At 32.3% G+C, this 25,512-nt stretch carries 24 protein-coding genes and 3 tRNA genes; 15 read left to right on the top strand and 12 right to left on the bottom strand.

The features are described from left to right. Positions 1 to 236: 236 nt before the first annotated feature. Positions 237 to 1,010, bottom strand: a complete 774-nt coding sequence (locus tag MKY69_RS10420; protein WP_003102468.1) for a ParB/RepB/Spo0J family partition protein — start codon at positions 1,008 to 1,010, stop codon at positions 237 to 239. A 75-nt stretch (positions 1,011 to 1,085) separates the two neighbouring features. Beyond that, a complete protein-coding gene (locus MKY69_RS10415) occupies positions 1,086 to 2,294 on the bottom strand; it encodes a S1C family serine protease (RefSeq protein ID WP_003108843.1) in 1,209 nt (402 codons plus the stop codon). 203 nt (positions 2,295 to 2,497) lie between these two features. Here MKY69_RS10415 and rlmH point away from each other — a divergent pair, with 203 nt between their 5' ends. Next, positions 2,498 to 2,977, top strand: coding sequence for a 23S rRNA (pseudouridine(1915)-N(3))-methyltransferase RlmH (gene rlmH, locus MKY69_RS10410; RefSeq protein ID WP_013794545.1), 480 nt, complete (start codon positions 2,498 to 2,500; stop codon positions 2,975 to 2,977). A gap of 53 nt (positions 2,978 to 3,030) precedes the next feature. Here rlmH and MKY69_RS10405 read toward each other — a convergent pair. After that, positions 3,031 to 3,104, bottom strand: a tRNA-Arg gene (locus tag MKY69_RS10405). A gap of 200 nt (positions 3,105 to 3,304) precedes the next feature. Between MKY69_RS10405 and MKY69_RS10400 the strand changes: the two genes are divergently transcribed. Both MKY69_RS10400 and MKY69_RS10395 read left to right on the top strand, forming a co-directional pair. Beyond that, positions 3,305 to 3,376 (top strand) — tRNA-Glu (locus MKY69_RS10400). 33 nt (positions 3,377 to 3,409) lie between these two features. Beyond that, positions 3,410 to 3,483, top strand: a tRNA-Asn gene (locus MKY69_RS10395). A 21-nt stretch (positions 3,484 to 3,504) separates the two neighbouring features. Here the strand turns inward: MKY69_RS10395 and MKY69_RS10390 are convergent. The 3 genes from MKY69_RS10390 to MKY69_RS10380 form a co-directional block, all read right to left on the bottom strand. After that, entirely contained in the window at positions 3,505 to 6,084 is a 2,580-nt protein-coding gene (locus tag MKY69_RS10390; RefSeq protein ID WP_340791918.1) for a YfhO family protein, read from the bottom strand. A 55-nt stretch (positions 6,085 to 6,139) separates the two neighbouring features. Further along, positions 6,140 to 7,759: an ATP-binding cassette domain-containing protein gene (locus MKY69_RS10385; RefSeq protein WP_003105751.1), complete on the bottom strand. Its 1,620-nt coding sequence runs from the start codon at positions 7,757 to 7,759 to the stop codon at positions 6,140 to 6,142. Positions 7,760 to 7,840: 81 nt separating this feature from the next. Then, entirely contained in the window at positions 7,841 to 8,713 is an 873-nt protein-coding gene (locus MKY69_RS10380; RefSeq protein ID WP_003104058.1) for a YitT family protein, read from the bottom strand. Positions 8,714 to 9,108: 395 nt separating this feature from the next. Here MKY69_RS10380 and trpS point away from each other — a divergent pair, with 395 nt between their 5' ends. Beyond that, positions 9,109 to 10,131, top strand: a complete 1,023-nt coding sequence (trpS, locus tag MKY69_RS10375) for a tryptophan--tRNA ligase (RefSeq protein ID WP_003107950.1) — start codon at positions 9,109 to 9,111, stop codon at positions 10,129 to 10,131. Positions 10,132 to 10,373: 242 nt separating this feature from the next. Further along, positions 10,374 to 11,855, top strand: a complete 1,482-nt coding sequence (gene guaB / locus MKY69_RS10370; protein ID WP_003104758.1) for an IMP dehydrogenase — start codon at positions 10,374 to 10,376, stop codon at positions 11,853 to 11,855. Positions 11,856 to 12,042: 187 nt separating this feature from the next. Here the strand turns inward: guaB and recF are convergent, their stop codons facing one another. After that, entirely contained in the window at positions 12,043 to 13,137 is a 1,095-nt protein-coding gene (recF, locus tag MKY69_RS10365) for a DNA replication/repair protein RecF (RefSeq protein WP_003105355.1), read from the bottom strand. 2 nt (positions 13,138 to 13,139) lie between these two features. Then, the gene (gene yaaA / locus MKY69_RS10360; protein WP_003103342.1) at positions 13,140 to 13,544 is read right to left on the bottom strand and encodes a S4 domain-containing protein YaaA; all 405 of its coding nucleotides are present in this window, start codon (positions 13,542 to 13,544) and stop codon (positions 13,140 to 13,142) included. A 376-nt stretch (positions 13,545 to 13,920) separates the two neighbouring features. Between yaaA and yfmF the strand changes: the two genes are divergently transcribed. The 8 genes from yfmF to MKY69_RS10320 all read left to right on the top strand — a co-directional run bounded on the left by yfmF (position 13,921) and on the right by MKY69_RS10320 (position 21,268). Next, positions 13,921 to 15,165, top strand: coding sequence for an EF-P 5-aminopentanol modification-associated protein YfmF (gene yfmF / locus MKY69_RS10355; protein WP_003105281.1), 1,245 nt, complete (start codon positions 13,921 to 13,923; stop codon positions 15,163 to 15,165). After that, positions 15,165 to 16,445, top strand: coding sequence for an EF-P 5-aminopentanol modification-associated protein YfmH (gene yfmH / locus MKY69_RS10350; protein ID WP_340791835.1), 1,281 nt, complete (start codon positions 15,165 to 15,167; stop codon positions 16,443 to 16,445). Before yfmF ends, yfmH begins: the two co-directional genes overlap by 1 nt. A gap of 49 nt (positions 16,446 to 16,494) precedes the next feature. Beyond that, positions 16,495 to 17,472, top strand: coding sequence for a helix-turn-helix domain-containing protein (locus MKY69_RS10345; protein WP_003103025.1), 978 nt, complete (start codon positions 16,495 to 16,497; stop codon positions 17,470 to 17,472). Positions 17,473 to 17,484: 12 nt separating this feature from the next. Continuing rightward, positions 17,485 to 18,027, top strand: a complete 543-nt coding sequence (gene pgsA / locus MKY69_RS10340; protein WP_003105484.1) for a CDP-diacylglycerol--glycerol-3-phosphate 3-phosphatidyltransferase — start codon at positions 17,485 to 17,487, stop codon at positions 18,025 to 18,027. A 2-nt stretch (positions 18,028 to 18,029) separates the two neighbouring features. Then, positions 18,030 to 18,869, top strand: a complete 840-nt coding sequence (locus MKY69_RS10335; protein ID WP_037620286.1) for an energy-coupling factor ABC transporter ATP-binding protein — start codon at positions 18,030 to 18,032, stop codon at positions 18,867 to 18,869. Next, complete coding sequence (locus MKY69_RS10330; protein WP_003103733.1) at positions 18,845 to 19,687, top strand: energy-coupling factor transporter ATPase; 843 nt, start codon at positions 18,845 to 18,847, stop codon at positions 19,685 to 19,687. Before MKY69_RS10335 ends, MKY69_RS10330 begins: the two co-directional genes overlap by 25 nt. Then, positions 19,680 to 20,486, top strand: coding sequence for an energy-coupling factor transporter transmembrane component T family protein (locus MKY69_RS10325; RefSeq protein WP_003107944.1), 807 nt, complete (start codon positions 19,680 to 19,682; stop codon positions 20,484 to 20,486). The genes MKY69_RS10330 and MKY69_RS10325 overlap by 8 nt, the downstream gene beginning before the upstream one ends. Positions 20,487 to 20,611: 125 nt before the next feature. Continuing rightward, positions 20,612 to 21,268, top strand: coding sequence for a transglycosylase SLT domain-containing protein (locus MKY69_RS10320; RefSeq protein ID WP_003108847.1), 657 nt, complete (start codon positions 20,612 to 20,614; stop codon positions 21,266 to 21,268). A gap of 44 nt (positions 21,269 to 21,312) precedes the next feature. Here the strand turns inward: MKY69_RS10320 and MKY69_RS10315 are convergent, their stop codons facing one another. From MKY69_RS10315 to sdaAB, 3 genes are read right to left on the bottom strand one after another with little or no spacing between them, the layout of a single operon-like run. Next, on the bottom strand, positions 21,313 to 21,945 hold the full coding sequence (locus MKY69_RS10315) for an HAD hydrolase-like protein (protein WP_003104487.1): 633 nt from the start codon (positions 21,943 to 21,945) through the stop codon (positions 21,313 to 21,315). A 24-nt stretch (positions 21,946 to 21,969) separates the two neighbouring features. Next, the gene (gene sdaAA, locus MKY69_RS10310; protein WP_003105129.1) at positions 21,970 to 22,842 is read right to left on the bottom strand and encodes an L-serine ammonia-lyase, iron-sulfur-dependent, subunit alpha; all 873 of its coding nucleotides are present in this window, start codon (positions 22,840 to 22,842) and stop codon (positions 21,970 to 21,972) included. Positions 22,843 to 22,853: 11 nt separating this feature from the next. Further along, entirely contained in the window at positions 22,854 to 23,525 is a 672-nt protein-coding gene (gene sdaAB, locus MKY69_RS10305) for an L-serine ammonia-lyase, iron-sulfur-dependent subunit beta (RefSeq protein ID WP_003105469.1), read from the bottom strand. Positions 23,526 to 23,737: 212 nt separating this feature from the next. On the opposite strand from sdaAB, the gene mnmA reads away from it, so the two are divergent. Beyond that, positions 23,738 to 24,892: a tRNA 2-thiouridine(34) synthase MnmA gene (gene mnmA / locus MKY69_RS10300; protein ID WP_257865982.1), complete on the top strand. Its 1,155-nt coding sequence runs from the start codon at positions 23,738 to 23,740 to the stop codon at positions 24,890 to 24,892. Positions 24,893 to 24,917: 25 nt separating this feature from the next. Here mnmA and MKY69_RS10295 read toward each other — a convergent pair whose 3' ends face one another. Further along, a complete protein-coding gene (locus MKY69_RS10295) occupies positions 24,918 to 25,085 on the bottom strand; it encodes a hypothetical protein (protein ID WP_003107940.1) in 168 nt (55 codons plus the stop codon). Positions 25,086 to 25,223: 138 nt separating this feature from the next. On the opposite strand from MKY69_RS10295, the gene MKY69_RS10290 reads away from it, so the two are divergent. Continuing rightward, entirely contained in the window at positions 25,224 to 25,373 is a 150-nt protein-coding gene (locus tag MKY69_RS10290) for a hypothetical protein (protein ID WP_003104968.1), read from the top strand. Positions 25,374 to 25,512 lie beyond the last annotated feature (139 nt).

The raw sequence follows: 25,512 nt of genomic DNA, 5'->3' as shown, positions 1-25,512 counted from the left end.
GGTAGCTTCTTTCTAGTCATAAATACTAGGACTATTCTAACACAAAATAGAATAGTTTTCCACAGTCTTATCAGCTAATTTTTAAAGTTACCCACAAGCTGTGGATAATATATTAACAATGTGTTTAACAGTTATCCACAACTTGTGGATATTTAAATTAAATCAATATTAATAAGGTTTTAAAATACTTTTTAGTTGTGGAAAAAGCTGTAAGAAAAAAACAGACTATCAACAACTTATTTTAGCTTGTTGATAATTCTGTTTAATTCTTCAGTATTTGAAAAAGTTAATTTGATATGACCAGTTCCATCGTTTTTTTTATGTAATTGGATTGGTAAACCAAGGCTTTTTGCTATCTCATTTTCAATAGCTTGATTAAAAATGTCTTTTTCTATTTTACTTAGTTTTTTATTTGTTTTCTTTTTTACTAAATTTTCAGTTTGTCGAACACTCAAATTCTGACTAATAATTTGTTTAAAATAATTTTCTTGCTCTTTTTTACTGGTTACAGCTAATAATGCACGCGCATGCCCTGAGGAAATGTGATGTTTTTCAATGGCTTCCTTAATTGATTTTGGTAATTGTAGCAGTCTTAGACTATTACTAATATACGGACGAGATTTGCCCATATACTGCGCTAGTTGATCATGGGTCATTTCCTCTTTTTCAAGTATATTTTGAAAAGCTTTTGCTTCTTCAATTGGATTCAAATTAGACCGTTGTAAATTTTCAACAATCGCTTGATGCATACTATCTTTATTTGAAATATCTTTGATAACTGCGGGAATGGTAGTTAGACCAGCTAATTGTGAAGCTCTCAGTCTTCTTTCACCTGCTATTAACTCATAACCAAAGATATCCGATTTTCTTACTATAATAGGTTGTATTAAGCCATTCATTTTAATAGAATGAGCCAATTCCATTAATTCTTTAGTATCAAAACTTAAACGAGGTTGATAAGGATTAGCTACAATATCAGCAATTGGAATTGTTTTTAAATGTTCAGTCATAATTACCTTTCACAAGAAAAATACCTTTACAATATTGTAAAGGTATTTAACATCGCTTGTCAATAAGATTGATACTTATTTTTCTAAATCTTTAGTTGTTTTAGTTAATTTAACAGTAACAGTTTTCTTTTCATTACCACGATAGAAGGTGATTTTTACCTCATCATTGATATCATGGCCGTAAAGAGCACTTTGTAAATCACTTGTTGTTTTAACTTCTTCACCGTCAATAGCTGTAATGATATCATATTGTTTAAGTTTATCAGTAGCAGGCATATCTTCAGTAACAGTTGCTACGACGATACCACTTGTAACTTCTTTAGGTACATTTAATTGCGATAAAGCACTTGTAGAAAGATCACCAAGATTTACCATTGAGATACCAAGGGCTGGTCTAATAACTTCACCTTTTTCTTCAAGTTGATTAATAATTTTGACAACATCATTAGAAGGAATTGCAAATCCCATACCTTCAACTGCTCCACCAGCTTCATTTGTTGATGAAATTTTACTTGAGTTAATTCCAATTACTTGTCCTTCAACATTAATAAGTGCTCCTCCAGAATTACCTGGGTTAATAGCTGCGTCCGTTTGGATAGCATTTGTTGAAACGGTTTTACCTTCTTCATTTTTCAAGGTAACAGTACGACTTAAACTTGAAACAATCCCCTCAGTAACTGAGTTTGCATATTCTGTTCCAAGAGGGCTACCAATTGCAATGGCAACTTCTCCAATATTAATTTTTGTTGAGTCAGCAAATTTAGCAACTGATTTGATTTTTTCTGAAGACACTTTTACAACTGCTAAATCTGAATAAGTATCTGAACCGATGAGTGTACCTACGATTTTAGAGCCATCTGCAAGTAAAATTTCAATCCGTTTTGCACCATCAATAACGTGATTATTGGTAACGATATAAGCATCTTTACCATCTTTTTTGTAGATAACTCCAGATCCTTCACTGAAAATTGCTAAACCATCATCAGTTTGTTTAGATTCACTACTATCTCCAAAAAGACTATTGTAGTTATCAGATGAAGCAGTATCTATCTTTTGATAGTTGATAACAGAAACAACTGCATCTTGAACTTTCTTAACTGCTTTAGTAGTACTTGTCGTATTATTATAGGTAACTTTACTTGTGCTGGTTGTTTTTGAAACATTATCATTATCTGATTGTTGCGTTGGTTTAATAGAATTCATGATAAAGAACGCCATTACTCCCCCTATAAATCCAGCTAACAAATAAAGAAATACTTTCAGAACACTTTTTAATTTTGACACAAGCTTACCTCCAACCTTTTTCATTATCTTATAAAACTCTGCTTAATTATACCTTAAAATATAGAAAAAGAAAAGAAATTCACAACTTGTGGAAAACAGTCTCAAACTATTGATAAATCAATATTATCAAAGCTTTTTCGAGAATAATAAAGATATCTATATCTTGTCAAGAAGATAAGAAAAAATCATGTTACAATATGAATATGAAAGTAAAAATTATTGCAGTTGGAAAACTAAAAGAAAAGTATTTAAAAGATGGTATTGCTGAATATCAAAAAAGACTAGGTCGATTTTGTCAGTTTGAAATGACTGAATTACCTGATGAAAAGACACCTGATAAAGCAAGTTATGCAGAAAATGTAAAAATTATGCAGAAAGAAGCAGAACGAATTTCTAAAAAAATTGGTCAACGAGATTTTGTTATTGCCTTAGCTATTGAAGGAAAACAATTACCATCAGAAAAATTCAGCCAAACCTTAGCCCAAACGACTTTAAATGGTTACTCAGACATCACCTTTATAATTGGAGGTAGCCTTGGATTATCTGATGAAATCAAGAAACGAGCAGATTTGTTGATTAGTTTTGGCTTATTAACATTGCCTCATCAGTTAATGCGCCTTGTTTTAATTGAACAGGTCTATCGAGCATTTATGATTCAAGAAGGTAGTCCATATCATAAATAAAAGAGTTTCACGTGGAACAAAAAAAGCCAAAGATTATCTTTGGCTTTTTATTTTGATCCCAGCAGGATTCGAACCTGCGACCGTTCGCTTAGAAGGCGAATGCTCTATCCAGCTGAGCTATGAGACCTTAACTCCATTATTCTATCAGAAATAAAGGGTTTTTGTCAATCCCTTTTTAGTCAATGACTTGCTTTCAAGCAGTATGTAGTCTGACTTAAACATCAAAATAAAAAAATTTATATTTTTTCAAAAAAAAGTGTAGACAAACTAAAATCTTCTGATATAATAATAAGAGTGTTACGGAGATATTACTCCAAAACAGCTTCTGGTCCGTTGGTCAAGGGGTTAAGACACCGCCTTTTCACGGCGGTAACACGGGTTCGAATCCCGTACGGACTATAATGAATTGTCATTTATTGGCAATTTTTTTTATCCGGCATAGCTCAGTTGGTAGTAGCGCATGACTGTTAATCATGATGTCGTAGGTTCGAGTCCTACTGCCGGAGTACAAAAAAGCCTTGTCTATTTTAGACAGGCTTTTTATTTTGTTTAATAAAGAAATAACAAATAAACAATGTTACACCCAAAGCAGATATTATCAACCCTTCTATTAATCCATTTGGAATAAAGGTGAGAACAATATTACCAGATCCCTTTTTAACATCAACAGTCATAAAGCCATTTTGAGCTTGTTTCAGCTTGGCTTTTTTGCCATTTATTCTAGCAGACCAACCTTTGTCATATGGTATGGTATAAAAAACAGAAGCATCGGCTTTAGCATTAAATTTACTATAAACTTTATTTCCCTTGGTTTTTGTACTAATATCATCATCTTTAAGCTCTGCTATTGCCCTATGGAAAGCAAGAGTATCTAATTGATAAAAATGGGGTTGTTGATAAGATATACTTTTATTTTTTGGAAAAATAAAATCAATAGTTAGTTGTTGTTGCTTTTGGTAATTCCCTAAATCAAAAAAGGTAAAAGTATTGTCTGTTGTATATTCTTGTCTAACATTTCCAATTCTAGAAATTACTGATTTTGAATTTTCGTTTGAAAATACAATATTTGGCATACTGATATAAAGTTGAGTATGGCTTGGAACTTGAATATGATAAGTCACTATTGTGTCGAGAGATTCATTTTTAGCTTTCGCATTAACACGTTGATTAAGATGTGTAGTATTTTCCTCAACCTGATAAGGGACTTCCTTAAAATAATTATATTGTAAACCACTTAACTGATTTAATAAGAATTTCTGATTATCAAGGGTATTTACTGTAAATGGTAAATTCCTATATTTTGTATTTGTTAATATTCCTAGGCCTAATGCAAAATTATTTTGATAGAGCTTAGTTTGGCCATTATTAGCATAGGATTCAAATCCAAATTTATGAATTGGTGTCTGAGAAAAATTATACTTGACACCCATAATACTATCCATAATAATGGTATTATTTTGATAACGTAAATTTAAATTAGTTCCGTTTGATTTATAACCAAGTCGATCAAGAACTTTACTAGAAGTAGTATTTCTAATTGAAGAAAATTGAGAAATACCATTGTAATTGAACTTCATACTATCATTACCAGTCTGTGGAAGTATCCGTTCAGATCTAAAAAAGTCAGTTGACAATGAATCAGTTTTCTTGACAAGGGTGTCAACCTCATTTAAATTTCTACTATAACCTTCTCTTAAAGGAAAACCCCATTCTTTCTCTAATCCAGAAATCATGTAGTATGTATTGACAGTACTTTCTACACATGTAAATAATAGTGTAAAGATGGCGATGTAGATAAAGGATAATTTAGTTTCTTTATGACTAACAAATAATAAAGTATATGCTGTCACAAATATTAAAGTTAAAAGTAATAATGGAATTGTAATAAATTCATATTTATTAGTAATAAAATAAGGAAGGCTTAATAAGCTACTTAAAATAACAAATATAATTCCAATTGTTATTGGTTTTATTTTTTCAAATAAGGTTAAGGTTTTTCCTGAAATTAAGATTAATAACAAAGGAAATGTCCATGCATATCGATATAAAAACATATTAGGAGCATGCATCCCTTGCCAAAATAAATCTATTGGTTGTATATAATAACTAGTCAGGATTATTATCATTAATAATCCATGAGCTACTTTACTTTGCCATTTTACACTTGACAATGTAAAGTAAAGAATTGCTAATAAAAGAGGAAGTAAACTACTGTAAATCATTGGAATCGAATTAAACTTAGTGGTGTCATAAGTACCAATTAAGCTTTTAGCAAACAGGTCTAGAGAGTCTGTATTAGCTGTAAATAATTTGACTACTTGTGTTAATTGTTCGCCATGACTTGACAAGTCTTTTACAGCAGGAAGAATCATTACCATACTTGATAAAGCAGCAAGTAAAGAGATAAAAATAAAATTTACTGTAGGATAAAATCTTTCTTTCCAACTGTCAAGTTCAATCAATAGTACAATAAAATAAAGTAAAAGAAAAATTGACATCATGTAACCAAAATAATAATTTTGGATAAATAGGATAGTTAATGTTATATAGTAAAGTAAAAATTTTCCATTGTTAATTAGAGAGTGTAAACCTAATAAAATCAGTGGAACAAGCAAAAAGACATCTAGCCAAGTATTTATTTCTAATTGACTTGTCAAAAAACTCATAAGTGAAAAGGAAATTGATAAGGAAAGAATGAAAAAAGACTGGACTTTAGGATAAATTCTTTTGAATGAAAAATATGAAGATAGTCCAATCAATCCAAATTTACAGAGTGTAAAGATATAGACAGCATCTGGCATATTATTAAGAGAAAAGAAATAATATAAAGGTGATAAAAAACTTCCTAAATAATAACTAATGAGTGCATAAAAATTTAAACCTAATCCACTTGTAAATGTATAAAAGAGACTATCTTTTCCATGTAAAATATTTCTCAAATTTTGGGCAAAAATAACATATTGATGGAAACCATCGCTTGCTAAAATAGTTTTAGGACCACCGTAATAAATGTCTTTTGAATATAGAACAAAAAACATAATAAAGAATGGAATAAAAAAACTAAGAATATAATATATAAGAGATAAGATTATTTTTTTTGCGGACATATGCTTATTCTTTCTATTTTGAAAAAAAGAATAAGGCGTTTCCGCCTTATCTTTTTTATTTCCAAAGTTGTTCAACTTTAGCTTGAACTTCTGCATTTTCAAGGAATTCATCGTAGGTTTCATCAATACGATCAATAACCCCATTTTTTGAAATGACAACAATGTGGTTAGCAATTGTTTGAATGAATTCATGGTCATGACTGGCAAAAATAACTGATTCTTTATAATCTTTGATACCATCATTCAAACTTGAAATTGATTCTAAGTCTAAGTGATTAGTTGGGTCATCTAAAATTAAAACATTTGATTTTAATAGCATTAATTTAGATAGCATTACACGAACTTTTTCACCACCTGATAAGACATTAACAGATTTTTTAACTTCATCACCAGAGAACAACATACGTCCCAAGAAACCTCTTAAGAAAGTATCATCGTCTTCTCCTTTTTCGGCGAATTGGCGAAGCCATTCTAAGATAGATTCATCAGTGTCAAAATCTTTACTGTTGTCTTTAGGAAGGTACGAGCGACTAGTTGTCACTCCCCATTTAATTGTTCCTTCATAATCAATGTCATCTGCTAAAGCACGCATTAGTGCAGTAGTTTGAATATCATTTTGGCCAATGATGGCTGCTTTATCACCTGGACGTAGGATGAAACTAATATTATCAATGATTTTTTCACCATCAATAGTAACTGAAAGGTTTTCAACTGTTAATAGGTCATTTCCCATTTCACGTTCTGCTTTAAAATTGATAAATGGATATTTACGACTAGAAGGTACAATATCTTCTAATTCAATTTTATCAAGCATTTTCTTACGAGATGTTGCTTGTTTTGATTTAGAGGCATTAGCTGAGAAACGTGCAACGAATTCTTGTAATTGTTTGATTTTTTCTTCTGCTTTAGCATTACGGTCTGATTGTAAACGCAAAGCTAATTCTGAAGATTGTTTCCAAAAATCATAGTTACCAACGTAAAGTTTGATTTTTCCAAAGTCCAAGTCAGCCATGTGAGTACATACTTTATTTAAAAAGTGACGGTCATGGGAAACAACAATAACAGTGTTTTCAAATTCTATTAAGAAATTTTCTAACCAGGCAATTGATTGAATATCTAATCCATTGGTAGGTTCGTCAAGCAATAGCACATCAGGCTTACCAAATAATGCTTTAGCAAGGAGAACTTTCACTTTATCTCCATTTGCTAATTCACTCATTGATTGGAAATGAAGACTCTCTGGGATATTTAAATTTTGAAGTAATTGTGATGCTTCACTCTCTGCTTCCCATCCACCTAATTCAGCAAATGTACCTTCAAGTTCTGCAGCACGAACACCATCTTCTTCAGAAAAATCTTCTTTCATATAGATAGCATCTTTTTCTTTCATGATGTTAAATAATTGTTCATTTCCCATGATGACTACATCAATAGCACGTTCTTCTTCGTAGTCAAAATGGTTTTGTCGCAATACTGAAAGGCGTTCATCAGTACCTAATGAGATATGACCAGTTGTTGGTTCGATATCCCCTGCAAGAATTTTTAAAAATGTTGATTTACCAGCACCATTTGCACCAATTAGGCCATAGGTATTACCAGCAGTAAATTTAATGTTAACTTCGTCAAAAAGTTTTCTATCGCTAAAACGTAACGATATGTCAGAAACAGTAAGCAATTTTTCACCTCATATTATTTATCTATTTTTCATTGTACATGAAAAAGCCCCTTTTTTCAATCAGAAAAGGGGTTATACTTTTTACATTGGTAGCAAGACATCTTCATCTTCTCGCTTATATTGTTTGGTTAAACTGAAACCACGACCAATAACATGGGCAGCTGGCATAACTACAACAAAAGCAGTATCATCAAGCTCATTAATTTTTTCTTGTAAAGATGGAAATTCATAAGTTGAAATAACAGCCATTAACATAACATTTTCTTTAGTTGTATATCCACCTCTAATAGGAATTTTAGTAACACCACGATCCATAACTTTATGAATATATTCTTTGATTTGAATATATTCTTTTGAAATAATCATGACATTCTTCGATGAATTAAAGCCAGTTTCCATAATAGCAATAACATACCCAATAGTTAATAAACAGATTGTGGAGTACATAACATCATCAGCAGATAAAGCTAAAAATCCCATTGCAACACTAATACCGTCAATAATAGTCATTGCAATACCTAAACTTAAAGGAGAATACTTGTGTAAGATTTGAGTTAGAATACCTGTTCCACCAGTTGATGAATTACCCCAAAAAACCATACCAATACCAATTCCCACAATTATTCCACCAAAAATAGCAGCTAATAATTGGTTATGCGTTATACTAGGTAAAAAATTAGTCATTCTAATTGCTATTGGATAAATCCAAGAACCATACAAAGTTTTAACAAAATTTTGTCTACCTAGGAAAAAATAACATAATAAAAGAAGTGGAATATTACTAAGCATTAAAAATAAAGATGGGCTAATACCAAATAGAACTTTCATTACCACTGCAATACCGACCATACCACCAGCAGCAATGTGATTATCAACAAACATAGTATTAAAACCTATAGCTGTAATAAATGTTCCAACGGTTACAAATACCATATCTTTTAATCTATTCGTCATCCTTATTTATACTCCTTATCGTGAAAATAATACCATTATCTACTATGAATTAGTCTTGTGTCAAGAACTTTTTCCTATATTTTGCTAAACTTGACAAATTTGTGAAAATTTCATAGAATGAAAGCTAATTAGAAGAGTAATTTATTTAATTTTTTCAGAGAGTTAGTGGGGCTGTAAACTAACAAAATTAATAGATGAATGGACTAATGTATAAAATGGGATCAAACAATACATCTCAGGATTGGCACCCCTTATCGTGCAACTTCTTATTTAATAGAGAAGATGAGATAATACCAAGATAGAGGTATTAATTGAGGTGGTACCGCGTATTCAATTGTAATAACGCCCTCACGCATATTGCGTGAGGGTTTTTCTTTATAAATAAGGAGAAAGAAATGACAAAACCAATTATTTTAACAGGAGATCGACCAACAGGAAAACTACATTTAGGCCATTATGTTGGTTCTTTGAAAAATCGTGTTATCTTGCAAAATCAAGATAAATTTAAAATGTTTGTTTTCTTAGCAGATCAGCAAGCTTTAACAGATCATGCTAAAGAGTCTGAATTAATTCGCGATTCCATTGGAAATGTAGCTTTAGACTATTTGTCTGTAGGATTAGACCCTAATAAATCAACTATTTTTATCCAAAGTCAAATTCCTGAACTTGCTGAATTAACAATGTACTACATGAACCTTGTTTCACTAGCTCGCTTAGAACGCAATCCAACAGTTAAAACAGAAATTGCACAAAAAGGATTTGGTGAAAGTATTCCAAGTGGATTCTTAGTTTATCCTGTCTCTCAAGCTGCTGACATTACAGCATTCAAGGCTAATTTAGTTCCAGTTGGAAACGATCAAAAACCTATGATTGAACAAACAAGAGAAATTGTGAGAAGTTTTAACAATGCTTACAATACCGATTGTTTAGTGGAACCAGAAGGCCTTTATCCAGACAACGAAGGTGCAGGTCGTTTACCAGGTCTAGATGGAAATGCAAAGATGTCTAAGTCTTTAGGAAATGGTATTTATTTATCTGATGATGCAGACACAGTTCAAAAAAAAGTAATGAGTATGTATACTGATCCGAATCATATTCGTGTTGAAGATCCTGGCCAAATTGAAGGGAATATGGTCTTCCATTATCTAGATATTTTTGGTCAAGATGGTGATAAAGCAGATATTCAAGCCATGAAGGAACACTACCAAAAGGGTGGATTAGGAGATGTCAAAACAAAACGTTATCTCCTAGAAATCTTAGAACGTGAGTTGGCTCCAATTCGTCAAAAACGCTTAGAATATGCTAGCGATATGGGTGAAGTATTCCGCATGTTGGAAAAAGGAAGTCAAAGTGCACAAGCTGTTGCTGCTCAGACTCTTTCAGAAGTAAAAAGCGCTATGGGAATAAATTACTTTTAATAATAGATAAGGGAACTTCAATAATTATTGAAGTTCCCTTTATTTGCGAACGTTATTCTGAAATATCAGATGATTTTATAAAATAATTATATAATTACGAACATTATTTGTATTTATAAGGCAAAAATAGAAAATAATTTTTAATTTATTGACAAATTTGTTAAGCATGATATGATAGTAACAATAAAAAAATAGACTGGGTTGCTATTCCCTATTACAATAAAGAAAAGAGGATCATTTTAATGTCAAATTGGGAAACAAAATTTTTGAAAAAAGGTTATACCTTTGATGATGTTTTACTTATTCCAGCTGAAAGTCATGTACTACCAAATGAAGTAAACATGCAAACAAAGCTAGCTAAAAATTTAACATTAAATATTCCTATTATTACTGCAGCAATGGATACTGTAACTGATAGTAAAATGGCCATTGCAATTGCGCGTGCTGGTGGACTTGGTGTTGTTCATAAAAATATGTCAATTGCTGAACAAGCTGAGGAGGTTCGTAAAGTTAAACGTTCAGAAAATGGGGTAATTATTGATCCTTTCTTCCTAACACCAAATCATAAGGTTGCTGAAGCTGAAGAATTAATGCAACGCTATCGTATTTCTGGAGTTCCAGTTGTTGAAACAATGAATAATCGTAAACTCGTTGGAATTATTACAAACCGTGATATGCGTTTTATTAGTGATTACGACTCACTGATTTCTGAGCATATGACAAGTGAAAAATTAGTTACTGCACCAGTTGGTACTGATTTAGAAACAGCTGAAAGAATTCTCCATGAACACCGTATTGAAAAACTTCCATTAGTTGATGATAATGGTCGTTTGTCAGGACTTATTACAATTAAAGATATTGAAAAAGTAATTGAATTTCCAAACGCTGCTAAAGATGATTTTGGCCGTTTATTAGTAGCGGCAGCTGTTGGTGTTACTTCTGACACCTTTGATCGTGCTGGTGCTCTATTTGAAGCTGGAGCAGATGCTATTGTTATTGATACAGCCCATGGTCATTCCGCAGGTGTTTTGAGAAAAATTGCTGAAATTCGTTCTCAATTCCCAGATAAAACTCTGATTGCTGGTAATATTGCTACTTCTGAAGGAGCACGCGCTTTGTATGATGCTGGTGTAGATGTTGTTAAAGTTGGTATTGGACCAGGTTCAATCTGTACAACTCGTGTTGTAGCTGGTGTAGGTGTTCCACAGATTACAGCAATATATGACGCTGCCGCTGTTGCGCGTGAATATGGCAAAACAATTATTGCTGATGGTGGTATTAAATACTCTGGTGATATTGTAAAAGCTCTTGCTGCAGGTGGAAATGCAGTAATGCTTGGTTCAATGTTTGCAGGAACTGATGAAGCGCCCGGTGAAACTGAAATTTTCCAAGGTCGTAAATTTAAAACATACCGTGGTATGGGGTCAATTGCAGCAATGAAAAAAGGGTCAAGTGATCGTTACTTCCAAGGTTCAGTTAATGAAGCAAATAAACTCGTTCCAGAAGGAATTGAAGGTCGTGTAGCCTATAAAGGTGCCGCTTCTGATATTGTCTTTCAAATGCTTGGTGGTATCCGCTCTGGTATGGGCTATGTTGGAGCAGCTACCATCGATGATCTTCACAATAAAGCACAGTTTATTGAGATGTCAGGTGCTGGTTTAATTGAAAGTCACCCACATGATGTTCAAATTACAAATGAAGCACCAAACTATTCAGTTCATTAATAATAATAAAAAAGAGTTAGGATTACCTATCTCTTTTTTGCTTTACTATTTTATAAACAAGTGTAAAGTAAGTGTAAAAATAATTTGATATTTGTGTAAAAAAATTATATAAACACTATAATTTAAGTAATTGTCAAACACATAATGTCAATTTATTGTAAAGTTAGTTGTAAAGTAAAAAGCAGACTCAGTCTGCCTTAATGGTTCCACTAGTTACATGAAAAGTTTTTAAAGTTTTTGGAAGTTGCGAGAGGTGTTCCAAACTAGTAGTAGTAATAAAAGTTTGAACATTTTCTTGAATGACAGTCTCAATTAATTTTGTTTGTCTTGTATTGTCTAATTCACTCATAACATCATCTAACAGTAGTATTGGATTATCTCCAGTCAAGATTTTCATTAAACTCACTTCAGCCATCTTTATGGATAAAATTAAGCTTCGATGTTGACCTTGGCTTGCAAAATTTGCATTCATATTATTTATATAAAATTCAATGTCATCTCTATGTGGGCCAATACTCGTATTCTTTCTAAAAATATCACGTTGACGATTTCTTTCAAGTTGCTCCATGAATTTTTCTTGAATAAGTTGACTTTGACTTGTATCAATGCTAGAAATATATTTAATTTGTAAACTTTCTAGTTCATTTGATATTGCCTGATGATGAGCATCTGCTTCTTTTTCAAGATCAGCTATGAATTGAATTCTTTGCTGAATAACACGGCTACCATAATATGATAATTGTTGATCCAAAACTACTAGAAAGTCAAAATCAATTGTTCTAGCAGCTTTTAAATATGCGTTTCTTTGTTTTAAAATATGGTTATAATTCGATAAGTCAGATAGATAAACAGGTTTAATTTGACCTAAATCAATATCAATAAACTTTCTTCGAAGACTAGGAGCGCCTTTAACTAATTGTAAATCTTCAGGAGCAAAGAGTACTACCATCATTGTACCTATATATTCAGAAAGTTTTGCTTGTTTTAATGAATTAATCTTTGTTATTCGACCTTTATCAGATAAATTAATTTCTAAACTGATATTACCTGAGAGGCGATTTAATTTTCCTTCAATAGATAAACGATCAGTTGAAAACTGGATTAATTCTTTATCACTTCTTGTGCGATGACTTCTAGTTAAGGCAATAAAATAGATAGCTTCTAAGATGTTCGTTTTTCCTTGGGCATTGTTTCCTATAAAGATGTTTAGTCCCTCTGAAAAATTTATATTTAAGTCATTATAATTTCTAAAGTGATTTAGTGTTAATTCCTTTAACCACATTATTATGTACCAGGAAATTTAACTGCTGGACCTTTACCAGATTTTCTTGGTCTAGTGTTAAATTTACTATTCTTTGTTTTTTTAGGAGTTTGTTTTGCTGGCTTTTTTAGTGATTGATTCATTTCTTTAACTATTTTAGCTACACGTTGCTTCTCTTCTTCTGCAAGGTTATATTCCAGAAGTTCCTCTTGGCTAGGTTCAGCAATAGTTATTGATAAATCTTGCTCTGGTAGAGTTACGATATCACCAATTCTAATCTTTTTACCTCTTCTTTTTTCGTCCTCACCATTAAATAACACAGTGTGTTCTACTAAGAATCCTTTAATTGCACCACCACTTTGAATGATTCCAAGTTCTTTAAGTAAGGCTTGTAAAGTTATAAATTCACTAAATAATTTGTATTCCATAAGTATTTCTCCATTTTTCAAGTCACATTATTATAGCATATTTTGAAAATAATAATTATTATCTAGAAATTTGAACTTTACTAAAAATCTAAATGTAATTTGTTATTTAATAACCCCTCATTTTTTTGACATGTTTATAAAAGAGTGTATAATGAACTTGAGTTACCATTGATAAAATCAATGATAACTCTAACATCCATGACCTCGCTGATTAGTGAATGTTTTCCTTTTTGTAAAAAAGGATTATATAAAAATAAGTTGAGTATACTCGACTTTTTTTACTAACTAAAATTTTTAATATTTAAGTCAATATAACAGATAACGCAGCTAAAAATGGTATAATTTAGAGAAACATATATTTATATAAGGATGTACTATGAAAATTGTTGAAGGAGTTCAACTTCACTTTATTAAGACGAAGCAATTTAAATCGAATCATATCACATTTAGATTTTCTGGTGATTTAAATCAGAAAACAGTAGCTAAACGTGTTCTAGTTGCTCAAATGTTAGCAACAGCAAATGAAGAATACCCTACAGCAAAAGCATTTAGGGAAAAACTAGCTCAATTATATGGTGCGAGTTTATCCACTACTGTTTCTAATAAAGGGCAAGTACACATAGTTGATATTGATGTAAGTTTTATTCAAGATAAATATGCTTTCAATGGGGAAAGTGTTCTTGATGAGATTATTCAATTTTTGAGGGGAATCCTATTTTCTCCTCTTCTTTCTGTTGCGCAATATCAACCTAAGGTATTTGAAATTGAAAAAGCAAACTTAATTACATATTTAGAGACTGATAAAGAAGACTCGTTTTATTATAGTTCTTTAAAAGCTAAAGAAATATTTTTTAGTGATGAAAATCTTCAAATTTCAAAATATGGTACGGTTGATCTTGTTGAAAAAGAAACAGCCTACACAAGCTATCAAGAATTTCATCATATGTTGATGGAAGATTTGATTGACATTTATTTGGTTGGTGATTTCGAAGAGTACCGAGTTGTCCAACAATTACATCAATATCCATTTGTTGATAGAGAAAAGTTTTTGATATTCAATTATAAACAAGATTATGTCAATATTGTAAAAGATAAAAAAGAAGTAAAAGATGTCAATCAGTCAATTTTAGAAATGGTTTATCATTTTAATGTTGATTTTGGAACAAAGGACCATTATGCATTAATCGTTCTTAATGGTTTATTGGGTTCTTTTTCCCATTCTCGGTTATTTACCAAAATTCGTGAGGAAGAAGGCATTGCTTACAGTATTGGGAGTAGAATGGACATATATACTGGATATTTAGATATATTTGCTGGAATTGATAATAATGACCGTAAAAAGACTTTACAGCTCATTATCAAAGAAATGAATGACATAAAAATGGGCAGATTTCCAAGTAGTTTAATTAAAAAAACAAAATCAATGATCATAAACACTGTAAATCAATCACAAGATAATTGTAAAGCAATGATTGACAGGTTGTATATTGTCGACTATGTTAATGAAAATTACCATTTAACTGAATGGCTTGACACTATTGACAAAGTAACGAAACGAGATATTGTCAAGGCGGCAAACTTATTGAAATTACAAGCACTTTACTTCTTGGAGGGAAAATAATGACTCCATTAACAAAAATTTCTTTTAATAAATTTGATGAAGAAATTCATTATTCTCGTCTAAAAAATGGTTTAGATATTTTTATAATACCTAAGTCAGGATTTAAAGAAAAAACAGCTATGTTGACAGTTGATTTTGGTTCGATTGACAAAAAGTTTACAGAAAGAAATCGTCTATGGGATAACCCTGAAGGCATAGCCCACTTTCTTGAACATAAACTTTTCGAAGATGATTTAGGACAAGATGCTTCACTTAAATTTACAGAATTAGGTTCTGATGTAAATGCCTTTACAACTTTTGACAAAACATCTTATTACTTTTCAACATCAGAAAATTTTGTGGAAAGTTTAATATTGTTACAAGATTTAGTTATGTCATCTAGCTTTACTGAAGATTCGGTCAATAAAGAAAAGAAAATTATTGGACAAGAAATTGATATGTATGCTGATGATGCAGACTATCAAGCTTATATTGGAATATTACAGAATCTGTTTGCAGATACAAGTCTAGCTGATGATATTGCTGGTAGTAAGGGCTCAATCAATCAAATTACTCCAAAAATACTAAAGCGTAATTATAGTTATTTTTATAAACCCAACAACATGAGTTTAATTATTGTTGGTGATGTCGACATAGGTGAAACTTTTACAGTTATTGAAAAGTATCAAAAAAAATACCGTGCTCGTAAGCAAGTTGAAAGAATTGATGACATTTCATACAATCCCGTAGTTAAATCTAGTTCAAAAAGCATGGAAGTCACAAATTCTAAATTAGTAGTTGGATACAGAGGGCAAAAGATTAAGAATGATATTTCTTTATTAAAAATCAAAATTGCTTTACGACTTGCTATGTCAATGTTATTAGGTTGGACATCAAGAACATATCAATCTTGGTATGAACAAGGAAAGATTGATGATTCCTTTGATATTGAAATTGAAATTAATTCCAACTTCTCTTTTGTTCTTATAAGTTTAGATACAAATCAACCAATTGGGATGTCAAGTGAAATCAGAAAAAAAATCAAAAACTGTAGTAATTCTGATGATTTTAACCAAGAACATTTTTCTATTTTAAAAAGAGAAATGTATGGAGATTTTTTACAAAGTTTGGATAATGTGGAACAGGTTGCTAGTCAATTCAATCTATTTCTAACTGATCAAGATACTTACTATGATATTCCCGATATTCTAGAAAAAATTCAGTTAGTAGAAGTTTTATCTATTGCGGATAACTTTTTTAAACAAGCTGAAAAATCAGATTTTACTGTCTTTCCAAAATAGTTAAAAGTTTGCTATAATTGATTTATTACATTAAATTCGAGGTACCTGTATGAGAGATAAAAGTCTTGGTGAGATTTTACGTGAATCCCGCATAGAGAAGAATATTACATTAGATTATATTGAAACTAAAAGTGGTATATCTTCGCATTATTTATTAGCAATGGAATTAGATCAATATAAAATTATTCCAGAGCATAAGATTGATCAGTTTTTGAAACAATATGGCGAGATTGTTGGTTTAGAATTTCATTATTTGAAAAATAAATATAATCAACAAATGTCTACAAAAATGGAAAATAAAAATCCAAGTGTAACTCAAATTGTTGAAAATAAATTAAGTCATCGTGTTGAAGATAAAGTTAATTTTTCAAGACAAGCTAAATCATTCGATGAAGAAGAAAAGAATACTTCAACTAAAAAAAATACTCAAGCTAATTTTTTAGTTGATAATTCGAAAGATGAAGATGATGAGTTTTATTTTGAAAGTTCGAGACATAGTCGTCTGAGTCATAATGAAAAAAGATCAAAATCTATTTTCATCATTGTCTTATTAACCTTTATTGCTCTATTAATTTTTGTCTTTATGTTTTTTGCTGTTTGGAAACAGATGAACAAAGAAAATAAAGCAAAAGAAGTCCAAACAAGTCAAGTTAACAAAACAACTTCTAAAAGTAAGACAAATACTTCAAGTAGCAGTCAGCCAAAAACAGAAATTACAAGTCAAGGACAAGATAATTATTTAGAAGCAACTGTTAAAAAGGCAAATGAATCGGTTGATGTGACCATCACTTTAACGGATGCTGAAAGTGCTTGGATTTCTCTTACAAATTCAGATATTGGCGAAGCTGGGACTACACTAACTAAAGAAACCCCAACTTACACGGCAACACTTGATAAAGATGTAAGCGAAGCATTATTAACGCTAGGAATAACCAAAGGCTTATCTGTTTCTATCGATGGGGAACCACTTGATTTAAGTCCTATCACTGTTACAGATACAAGTTATATCACTTTGAAATTTCAATAGTAAGGAATAAAAATGACAAAAAAAGAAAATATACCAAATTTATTAACCCTAATTAGAATTATCATGATTCCAATTTTCTTGCTTATTACAAGTTTATCGCAGTCTTTAACATGGCACATTGTTGCTGCAGTTATTTTTGCTATAGCCAGTTTGACAGACTACTTGGATGGTTATTTAGCTAGAAAGTGGGAAGTAGTTACTAATTTTGGTAAATTTGCCGATCCTTTAGCAGATAAAATGCTTGTTATGAGTGCTTTCATTATGTTAGTCGGTGCAGAATTAGCACCAGCGTGGATTGTTGCAATCATTATCTGTCGTGAATTAGCAGTGACAGGTTTACGCTTGCTTCTAGTTGAATCTGGTGGTACAGTTCTTGCTGCTGCTATGCCTGGAAAAATCAAGACCATGTCACAAATGTTCTCTATCATTTTTCTTTTCTGTCATTTAACGCTTATTGGCAATATTCTATTATATATCGCCTTATTCTTTACGATTTATTCAGGATATGACTACTTTAAAGGAGCTGGTTTCTTATTCAAAGACACCTTTAAGTAATCATGACAAATATTATTGAAGTATCACATATTAAATTTAAATACCATGAGGAACAGGAATATTACACTTTAAATGATATTTCGTTTCACGTGAAACGTGGAGAATGGTTATCTATTATTGGACATAATGGTTCAGGTAAATCAACTTCTGTCAGACTTTTAAATGGTATTTTAGAAGCTGAATCTGGTACAATTGTGGTTGACGGTGACCTACTATCTGAAAAAAACGTTTGGGAAATTCGTCAAAAGATTGGAATGGTCTTTCAAAATCCTGATAATCAATTTGTTGGAGCTACTGTCGAGGACGATGTCGCCTTTGGTCTAGAGAATAAGGGTGTCAATCATGCTGAGATGGTTGTTAGGGTTCAAGAAGCATTAGATTTAGTAGGCATGAGTCAGTTTAAAGACCGTGAGCCTGCTCGCTTATCTGGTGGACAAAAACAAAGAGTTGCCATAGCGGGAGCTGTTGCTCTAAGGCCAATGATAATTGTCTTAGATGAAGCAACTAGTATGTTGGATCCAAAAGGTCGTCTAGAACTCATTAAAACAATCCAATCAATTAGACATGAATATGATCTTACTGTAATTTCGATTACGCATGATTTAGATGAAGTTGCTTTGAGTGATAGAGTATTGGTTATGAAAAATGGTCAGATTGAGTCCAGTTCAAGTCCAGTGGAATTATTTTCTCGTGGTGAAGATTTATTGAATTTAGGACTTGATGTTCCATTTTCAAATTCTGTAATTAAATTATTAAAAGAAGAAAATTATCCCATTGAAGGCGATTATCTTTCAGAAAAGGAATTAGAAAATCAGTTATGGCAATTAATTTCCAAAATGTAAGCTATACTTATCAGGAAGGGACACCATTTGAAGGGCGTGCTCTTTTTGACGTTAACCTTGAGATAACTGATGGTTCTTATACTGCTTTTATTGGTCATACTGGATCTGGAAAATCAACAATAATGCAATTGTTAAATGGTTTATTAGTTCCAAGTAGAGGAACAGTAATTGTAGATGGTCAAGAAATTACACATCAATCCAAAAATAAAGATATCAAAATGGTTAGAAAGCATGTAGGTTTAGTATTTCAATTTCCAGAAAGTCAACTTTTTGAAGAAACTGTTCTGAAGGATGTAGCGTTTGGACCTCAAAATTTTGGAGTATCTAAAGAGGAAGCTGAACAACTCGCGCGTGAAAAACTAACAATGGTTGGTATTTCAGAAGAATTATTTGAAAAAAATCCATTTGAACTATCGGGGGGGCAAATGAGACGAGTTGCCATTGCTGGTATCCTAGCCATGGAGCCTAAAGTGTTAGTCTTAGATGAACCAACAGCAGGGTTAGACCCTAAAGGAAGACGTGAATTAATGTCACTCTTTAAAAAACTTCATCATTCAGGAATGACAATTGTCTTAGTTACTCATTTAATGGATGATGTGGCAAATTTTGCTGACTTTGTATATATTTTAGAGTCTGGTAAAATCATTACAAGTGGATTGCCCAAAAATATTTTTCAAGATGTCAAATTACTTGAAGAAAAACAATTAGGTGTTCCAAAAGTAACAAAATTTGCTCAAAATTTGGTTGAAAAAGGATTAGATTTACCTTATCTACCAATTACTCTAAATGAGTTAAGGGAGGTAATTAATCATGGATAAACTAATTCTTGGACGCTATATTCCTGGGGATTCAATCATTCATCGATTAGATCCTCGTAGCAAATTATTGGCTATGATTGTTTACATCATTATTATTTTTTGGGCTAATAATCTAGTGACAAATCTGACTATGCTAACTTTTACATTAGCAATTGTCTTCCTTTCAAAAATCAACTTTTCATTTTTTTTAAATGGTGTGAAACCAATGATTGGAATCATTCTATTTACGACACTATTTCAAATGTTTTTTACTCAATCCGGAAATGTATTGGCTCAATTTTGGATTATTAAGATAACAGATTTTGGTTTAAGCCAAGCCTTATTAATCTTCATGAGATTTGTGTTGATTATTTTCTTTTCAACCCTACTAACTTTAACTACTACTCCACTCAGTTTATCTGACGCCGTTGAGTCTCTTTTGAAACCATTTGAGCCTCTCAAAATTCCAGCACATGAAATTGGACTAATGTTGTCCCTTAGCTTACGTTTTGTTCCAACCTTAATGGATGATACCACTCGCATTATGAACGCCCAAAAGGCTAGAGGGGTTGATTTTGGGGAAGGGAATCTTCTGCAAAAAGTAAAATCGATTATACCAATTTTGATTCCTTTGTTTGCATCAAGCTTTAAAAGAGCTGACGCTTTAGCCATAGCAATGGAATCTCGTGGTTATCGAGGTGGTGACGGCAGAACTAAATTCCGTCTTTTGAAGTGGAAAACAATGGATACAATTGCAATATTATTAATTCTCATCCTAGGTATAGTGTTATTTTTGTTAAAAAATCCAGATATCAACTAGATATAGACTAATAATTTCAGAATTTCTTATAAAATAAAATATCTCTGTAACATTTTTAATATAACTTATATATTTAGGTAATATACTTAGGTTAATATGTTAGTTAGAGAAAATGAGGTATTTTTATGTATAGAATTAAAAATTTGAAAAAAAGTTATGTTAGTTTTGGGGTTCTAGCATTTGCAATTGGATTGTTAGCTTTAGTATTTACATTTTCAAGTAAAAATGTAGATACTGAATCATTTGCTAAAAAATCTGAAACAAAAGTCGTGAAAAAAGTTACTAAATCAAAAGTTGAAAAGTCATCATCTTCTTCTGAAAAAAAGAAACCTGAAGCAAGTTCAAGTCAAACAGAACAATCTTCTTCAATTGAAGCCACTGCTGCAACTCCAGCAGAGGTAGCACCAGCTACTGAAGAAACTGTTCCAGCTGAACAAGTTCAAGCTGCACCTGTTGCTCAAGCACCTGTAGCTCCTGCTCAAGCTACACAAGTACAACAATACGCTTCTACTCCAGCTTACCCATCAAACGGTAACACAGCTGGTGTTGTTGGAAGTCAAGCAGCAGCTCAAATGGCAGCAGCAACTGGTGTCCCACAAGCAACATGGGAAACAATCATTGCACGTGAATCTAATGGTAATCCAAATGTAGCAAATGCATCTGGTGCATCAGGACTATTCCAAACAATGCCGGGTTGGGGTTCGACAGCAACAGTACAAGATCAAGTTAATTCAGCAATTAAAGCATACAATACCCAAGGGATGTCTGCTTGGGGTTATTAATCAAAAAAGAAAAGAGCTTTTATTAGCTCTTTTCTTTTTTGTCTTTATTTTGATAATAGCTTAATTATTTCTTTTGGTGTATCAGCAATTAAGTTAGCACCATTTAATAGTAAGTCTTCTTTGCTACCAAAACCCCAAGTAACACCTAGAGTATCTATACCCGCACCTTTACCACCTATCATATCAAACTTTGTATCTCCGATAATGATAGCTTGATCTAAGGAAATATTATTTTCTTTTAAACAGGCCTTGATAACATCTACTTTTAGGAAACGGTTTTTCTCAGAACCATAAACTACTTTAAAAGAAGAATAGATGTCTAATTCTTTTAACATAACTTCTGCCATGGGTTGGTGTTTACTAGTTGTAACATACAAATCATAATTTAAATTAATCAGTTCATTTAATAAATCTTTGATACCCTTGTAAAGGTGAACTTGATAAACACCATTCGTTTTATAATAAGCTCTAAAATGATTAATAGCTTCTTCTACTTCACTAGCTTCTTGAAAATAGTCTAAAAATGTTGTTTCTAATGGTGGACCGATATAGGTTGACAGTGTAGTAATGTCTGGTGGTGTGATATTTAAGGTTGTAAAAGTATGTGTAAAGGCATTTACAATTCCTTGACTTGAATCTACCAATGTTCCGTCTAGATCAAATAATATAGCTGTCATCTTTCCTCCAAAAATGTTTGGAGTTTATTCTCCAAAAATTTGTTTCATATACTTTTGACCTGTTGGTGTTGCAGCTAAGCCACCTTCTGCTGTTTCTTTAAAAGCAGTAGGTAAAGCAGAGCCAACTTGATACATTGCATCTACAACTTCATCAACTGGAATTTGAGACTCAATGCCAGCCAGAGCCATGTCTGCAGCTACAATAGCAAAACTTGCGCCAAGAGCATTCCGTTTTACACATGGTACTTCGACTAGACCTGCAACAGGATCACATATTAATCCTAACATATTTTTGATAACAAAAGCAATAGCTTGACTAGCTTGATAGGCTGTTCCACCAGCAGCTTTAACTAGTGCAGCCGCACTCATTGCTGAGGCTGAACCTACTTCTGCTTGACAACCCCCCTCAGCTCCTGAAATGGAGGCATTATTACCAATAACCAGACCGAATGCACCAGCAGTAAATAGGAAATTTAGTTGTTGCTCTTTATTGAGATTTAATTTATCTATGGCTGTCGCCAATACAGCAGGTAAGCAGCCAGCACTTCCTGCGGTTGGTGTTGCACAAACTAATCCCATTTTAGCATTAAGCTCGTTTACAGCCATAGCATTTCGAACAGCAGTTAAGACTGTTGTATCACCAATAGTTTTCCCCGCTTGAATATAGTTATCCATTCTGAGTGCATCCCCACCGGTCAATCCACTAATAGATTTTGATGGCGTCAATCCATTGACAACTGACTCTCTCATGACCTGTAAATTACGTTCCATGATACTAACAATATCTTCACGCGAACGGCCAGTCATTTCAATTTCAGTAGCAATCATTAATTCTGCTACATTTCCATAGTGTTGTTCTTCAGCTTGTTGTACTAACTCTTCTATAGTATAAAACATAAATTCTCTTTCTAGTCAAAGAAGTTGACATTGTGTAAATGTGGAATTTTTTCAATAAGTTGAATTGCTGCTTGACAGTCGCGTGAATCAACTTCAATAATCATGATTGCTTTTTCACCAGCAGCTTCACGTGTTACATTCATTTGCGCAATATTAATATCAAAGTCTGAAAGAATATCAGTTACATGTGCAATCATACCCGGAATATCTTGATGGACGATAATAATTGTTGGTGTATTCATTGATAGCGAAACTGAGAAACCATTAAGTTCAGTAACTTGAATATTTCCACCACCAATAGAAATACCAGTGATACTCATCTCTTTGTCATCTTTCTTTACAGAAATTTTTACAGTATTAGGATGTGGAGCGTTACTGTCTTTCAAAATATCCCAATAGATTTTAATTCCTTTTTGATGAGCAATTTCAAGAGAATTTTTAATATCTGGATTATCTGTATCCATGCCCATAATTCCTGCAACAAGAGCCTTATCTGTCCCGTGACCTTGATAAGTTTTTGCAAATGAATTATAGAGATGGAAAGTCACTTCATCAGGGATTATCCCAAAAATGGAATGGACCACTCTTCCAATTCTAACAGCTCCTGCCGTATGACTACTAGATGGACCAATCATCACAGGTCCGATAATATCGAACACAGATTGAAATTTTTGTGTTTTCATATGCAACTCCAATTTTTATAATATAAGTTTATTATAACAGAAAAATGTCAAATGTCAGTAAAAAAAGATAAAAAATTATTGCAATGATAAAAAATTATCGTCACATTGAATTTATTGGCAATTTATAGAGAAATTGTTATAATAGGTGAGCATTAAAAATGCATTTCAAAATCGACCTTCAAATCGACTTTTGATAAAACGACGACCTTCAAATTGTACGTTTAACGAAAAGATGGGAGAAATTAATTATGGACAATTCAAACACACGCGTTGTGGTTGGAATGAGTGGAGGAGTTGACTCCTCCGTAACAGCGTTGCTTTTAAAAGAGCAAGGTTATGATGTCATCGGTGTTTTCATGAAAAACTGGGATGATACCGATGAACTTGGTGTATGTACTGCAACTGAGGACTACAAGGATGTAGCAGCTGTAGCTGATCAAATTGGAATTCCTTACTATTCTGTAAACTTTGAAAAAGAATATTGGGATCGTGTTTTTGAGTACTTTCTTGCTGAATACAAGGCAGGACGCACCCCAAACCCAGATGTCATGTGTAATAAAGAAATTAAGTTTAAAGCCTTTCTAGATTATGCTATGACTTTAGGAGCAGATTATGTAGCAACAGGACACTATGCTCAGATTGAACGTGATCAATATGGCACAGTCCATATGTTACGTGGAGTTGATAATGGTAAGGACCAAACTTACTTTTTAAGTCAATTATCTCAAAAGCAATTACAAAAAACACTTTTTCCGCTCGGACATTTGCAAAAGCCTGAAGTGAGAGCGATTGCTGAAAAAGCAGGCTTGGCAACAGCAAAGAAAAAAGATTCTACAGGAATATGTTTTATTGGTGAAAAAAACTTTAAACAATTTCTAAGTCAATATTTACCGGCTCAAAAAGGACGCATGTTAACAGTTGATGGGCGTGATATGGGTGAACATGCAGGTTTAATGTACTATACAATTGGCCAACGTGGTGGACTTGGTATTGGTGGTCAACATGGTGGAGATAACCAACCTTGGTTTGTAGTTGGTAAAGATTTATCACAAAACATTCTATATGTTGGTCAAGGATTTTATCATGAATCATTAATGTCAACAAGCCTTGATGCATCAACTATTCATTTTACAAAGGAAATGCCAGAAGAATTTACAATGGAATGTACAGCTAAGTTCCGCTATCGTCAACCAGATTCGAAAGTTACAGTACATGTAAAAGGTGATAAAGCAGAAGTAATTTTTGACGAGGAACAAAGAGCAATTACTCCTGGTCAAGCTGTAGTCTTCTATGATGGACAAGAATGTCTTGGTGGGGGAATTATCGATATGGCTTTCAAAAACGGTCAACCTTGTCAATATATTTAATTGACATCTCATTGAATATATGGCCTTAATAGGCTGATTCTGTAAAGATGTTGTCAATTATGTTTACATCATCTTTACTATAGTTGACACGAGTCAGTACAATTGATATTGACAAGTATAATATTTTTGATAGAATTAATTTAACAATATCATGATGGTCAAAGCTCATGGAGATTGTAGGTCTTTTTGACATACACTTTCCTCGGGTTTTGACTTTTTTCTATCTTAGGGGATTAATATGACACCAGATTTTCTGACTGTGAATTCTAATTATGCAATGGAAGTTAGAAGTTCTGTATTACTCGTTAGGGATTGAGAAATAGTTTTAGTTGTGCAAGACGAAAATTTCTATACTATTGGCGGGGCTTTGCTATTTGGTGAAACATCTATTGAGACTGTTTCACGTGAAACAAGGGAAGAAATTGGAATCGATGTCTTTAATCTGCAGTTAGCATTCATTGTGGAAAACATTTTAGTATAAATTGGCAAAAATGGCATAATATTGAATTTCATTATATTGTAAATACTACTGAAGAACCCTCATTACAAATGAATGAATCAGGTGAAGTACGACAATGTAAATGGATAGCTTTTGATGCATGAAAGAATATTAATTTATT

This window comes from Streptococcus sp. FSL R7-0212, from assembly GCF_038007985.1.
GTDB classification, from domain to species: Bacteria; Bacillota; Bacilli; order Lactobacillales; family Streptococcaceae; genus Streptococcus; species Streptococcus parauberis.
Note: the sequence above shows the minus strand (reverse complement) of the source record. Positions and strands in the feature narration are given on the sequence as shown.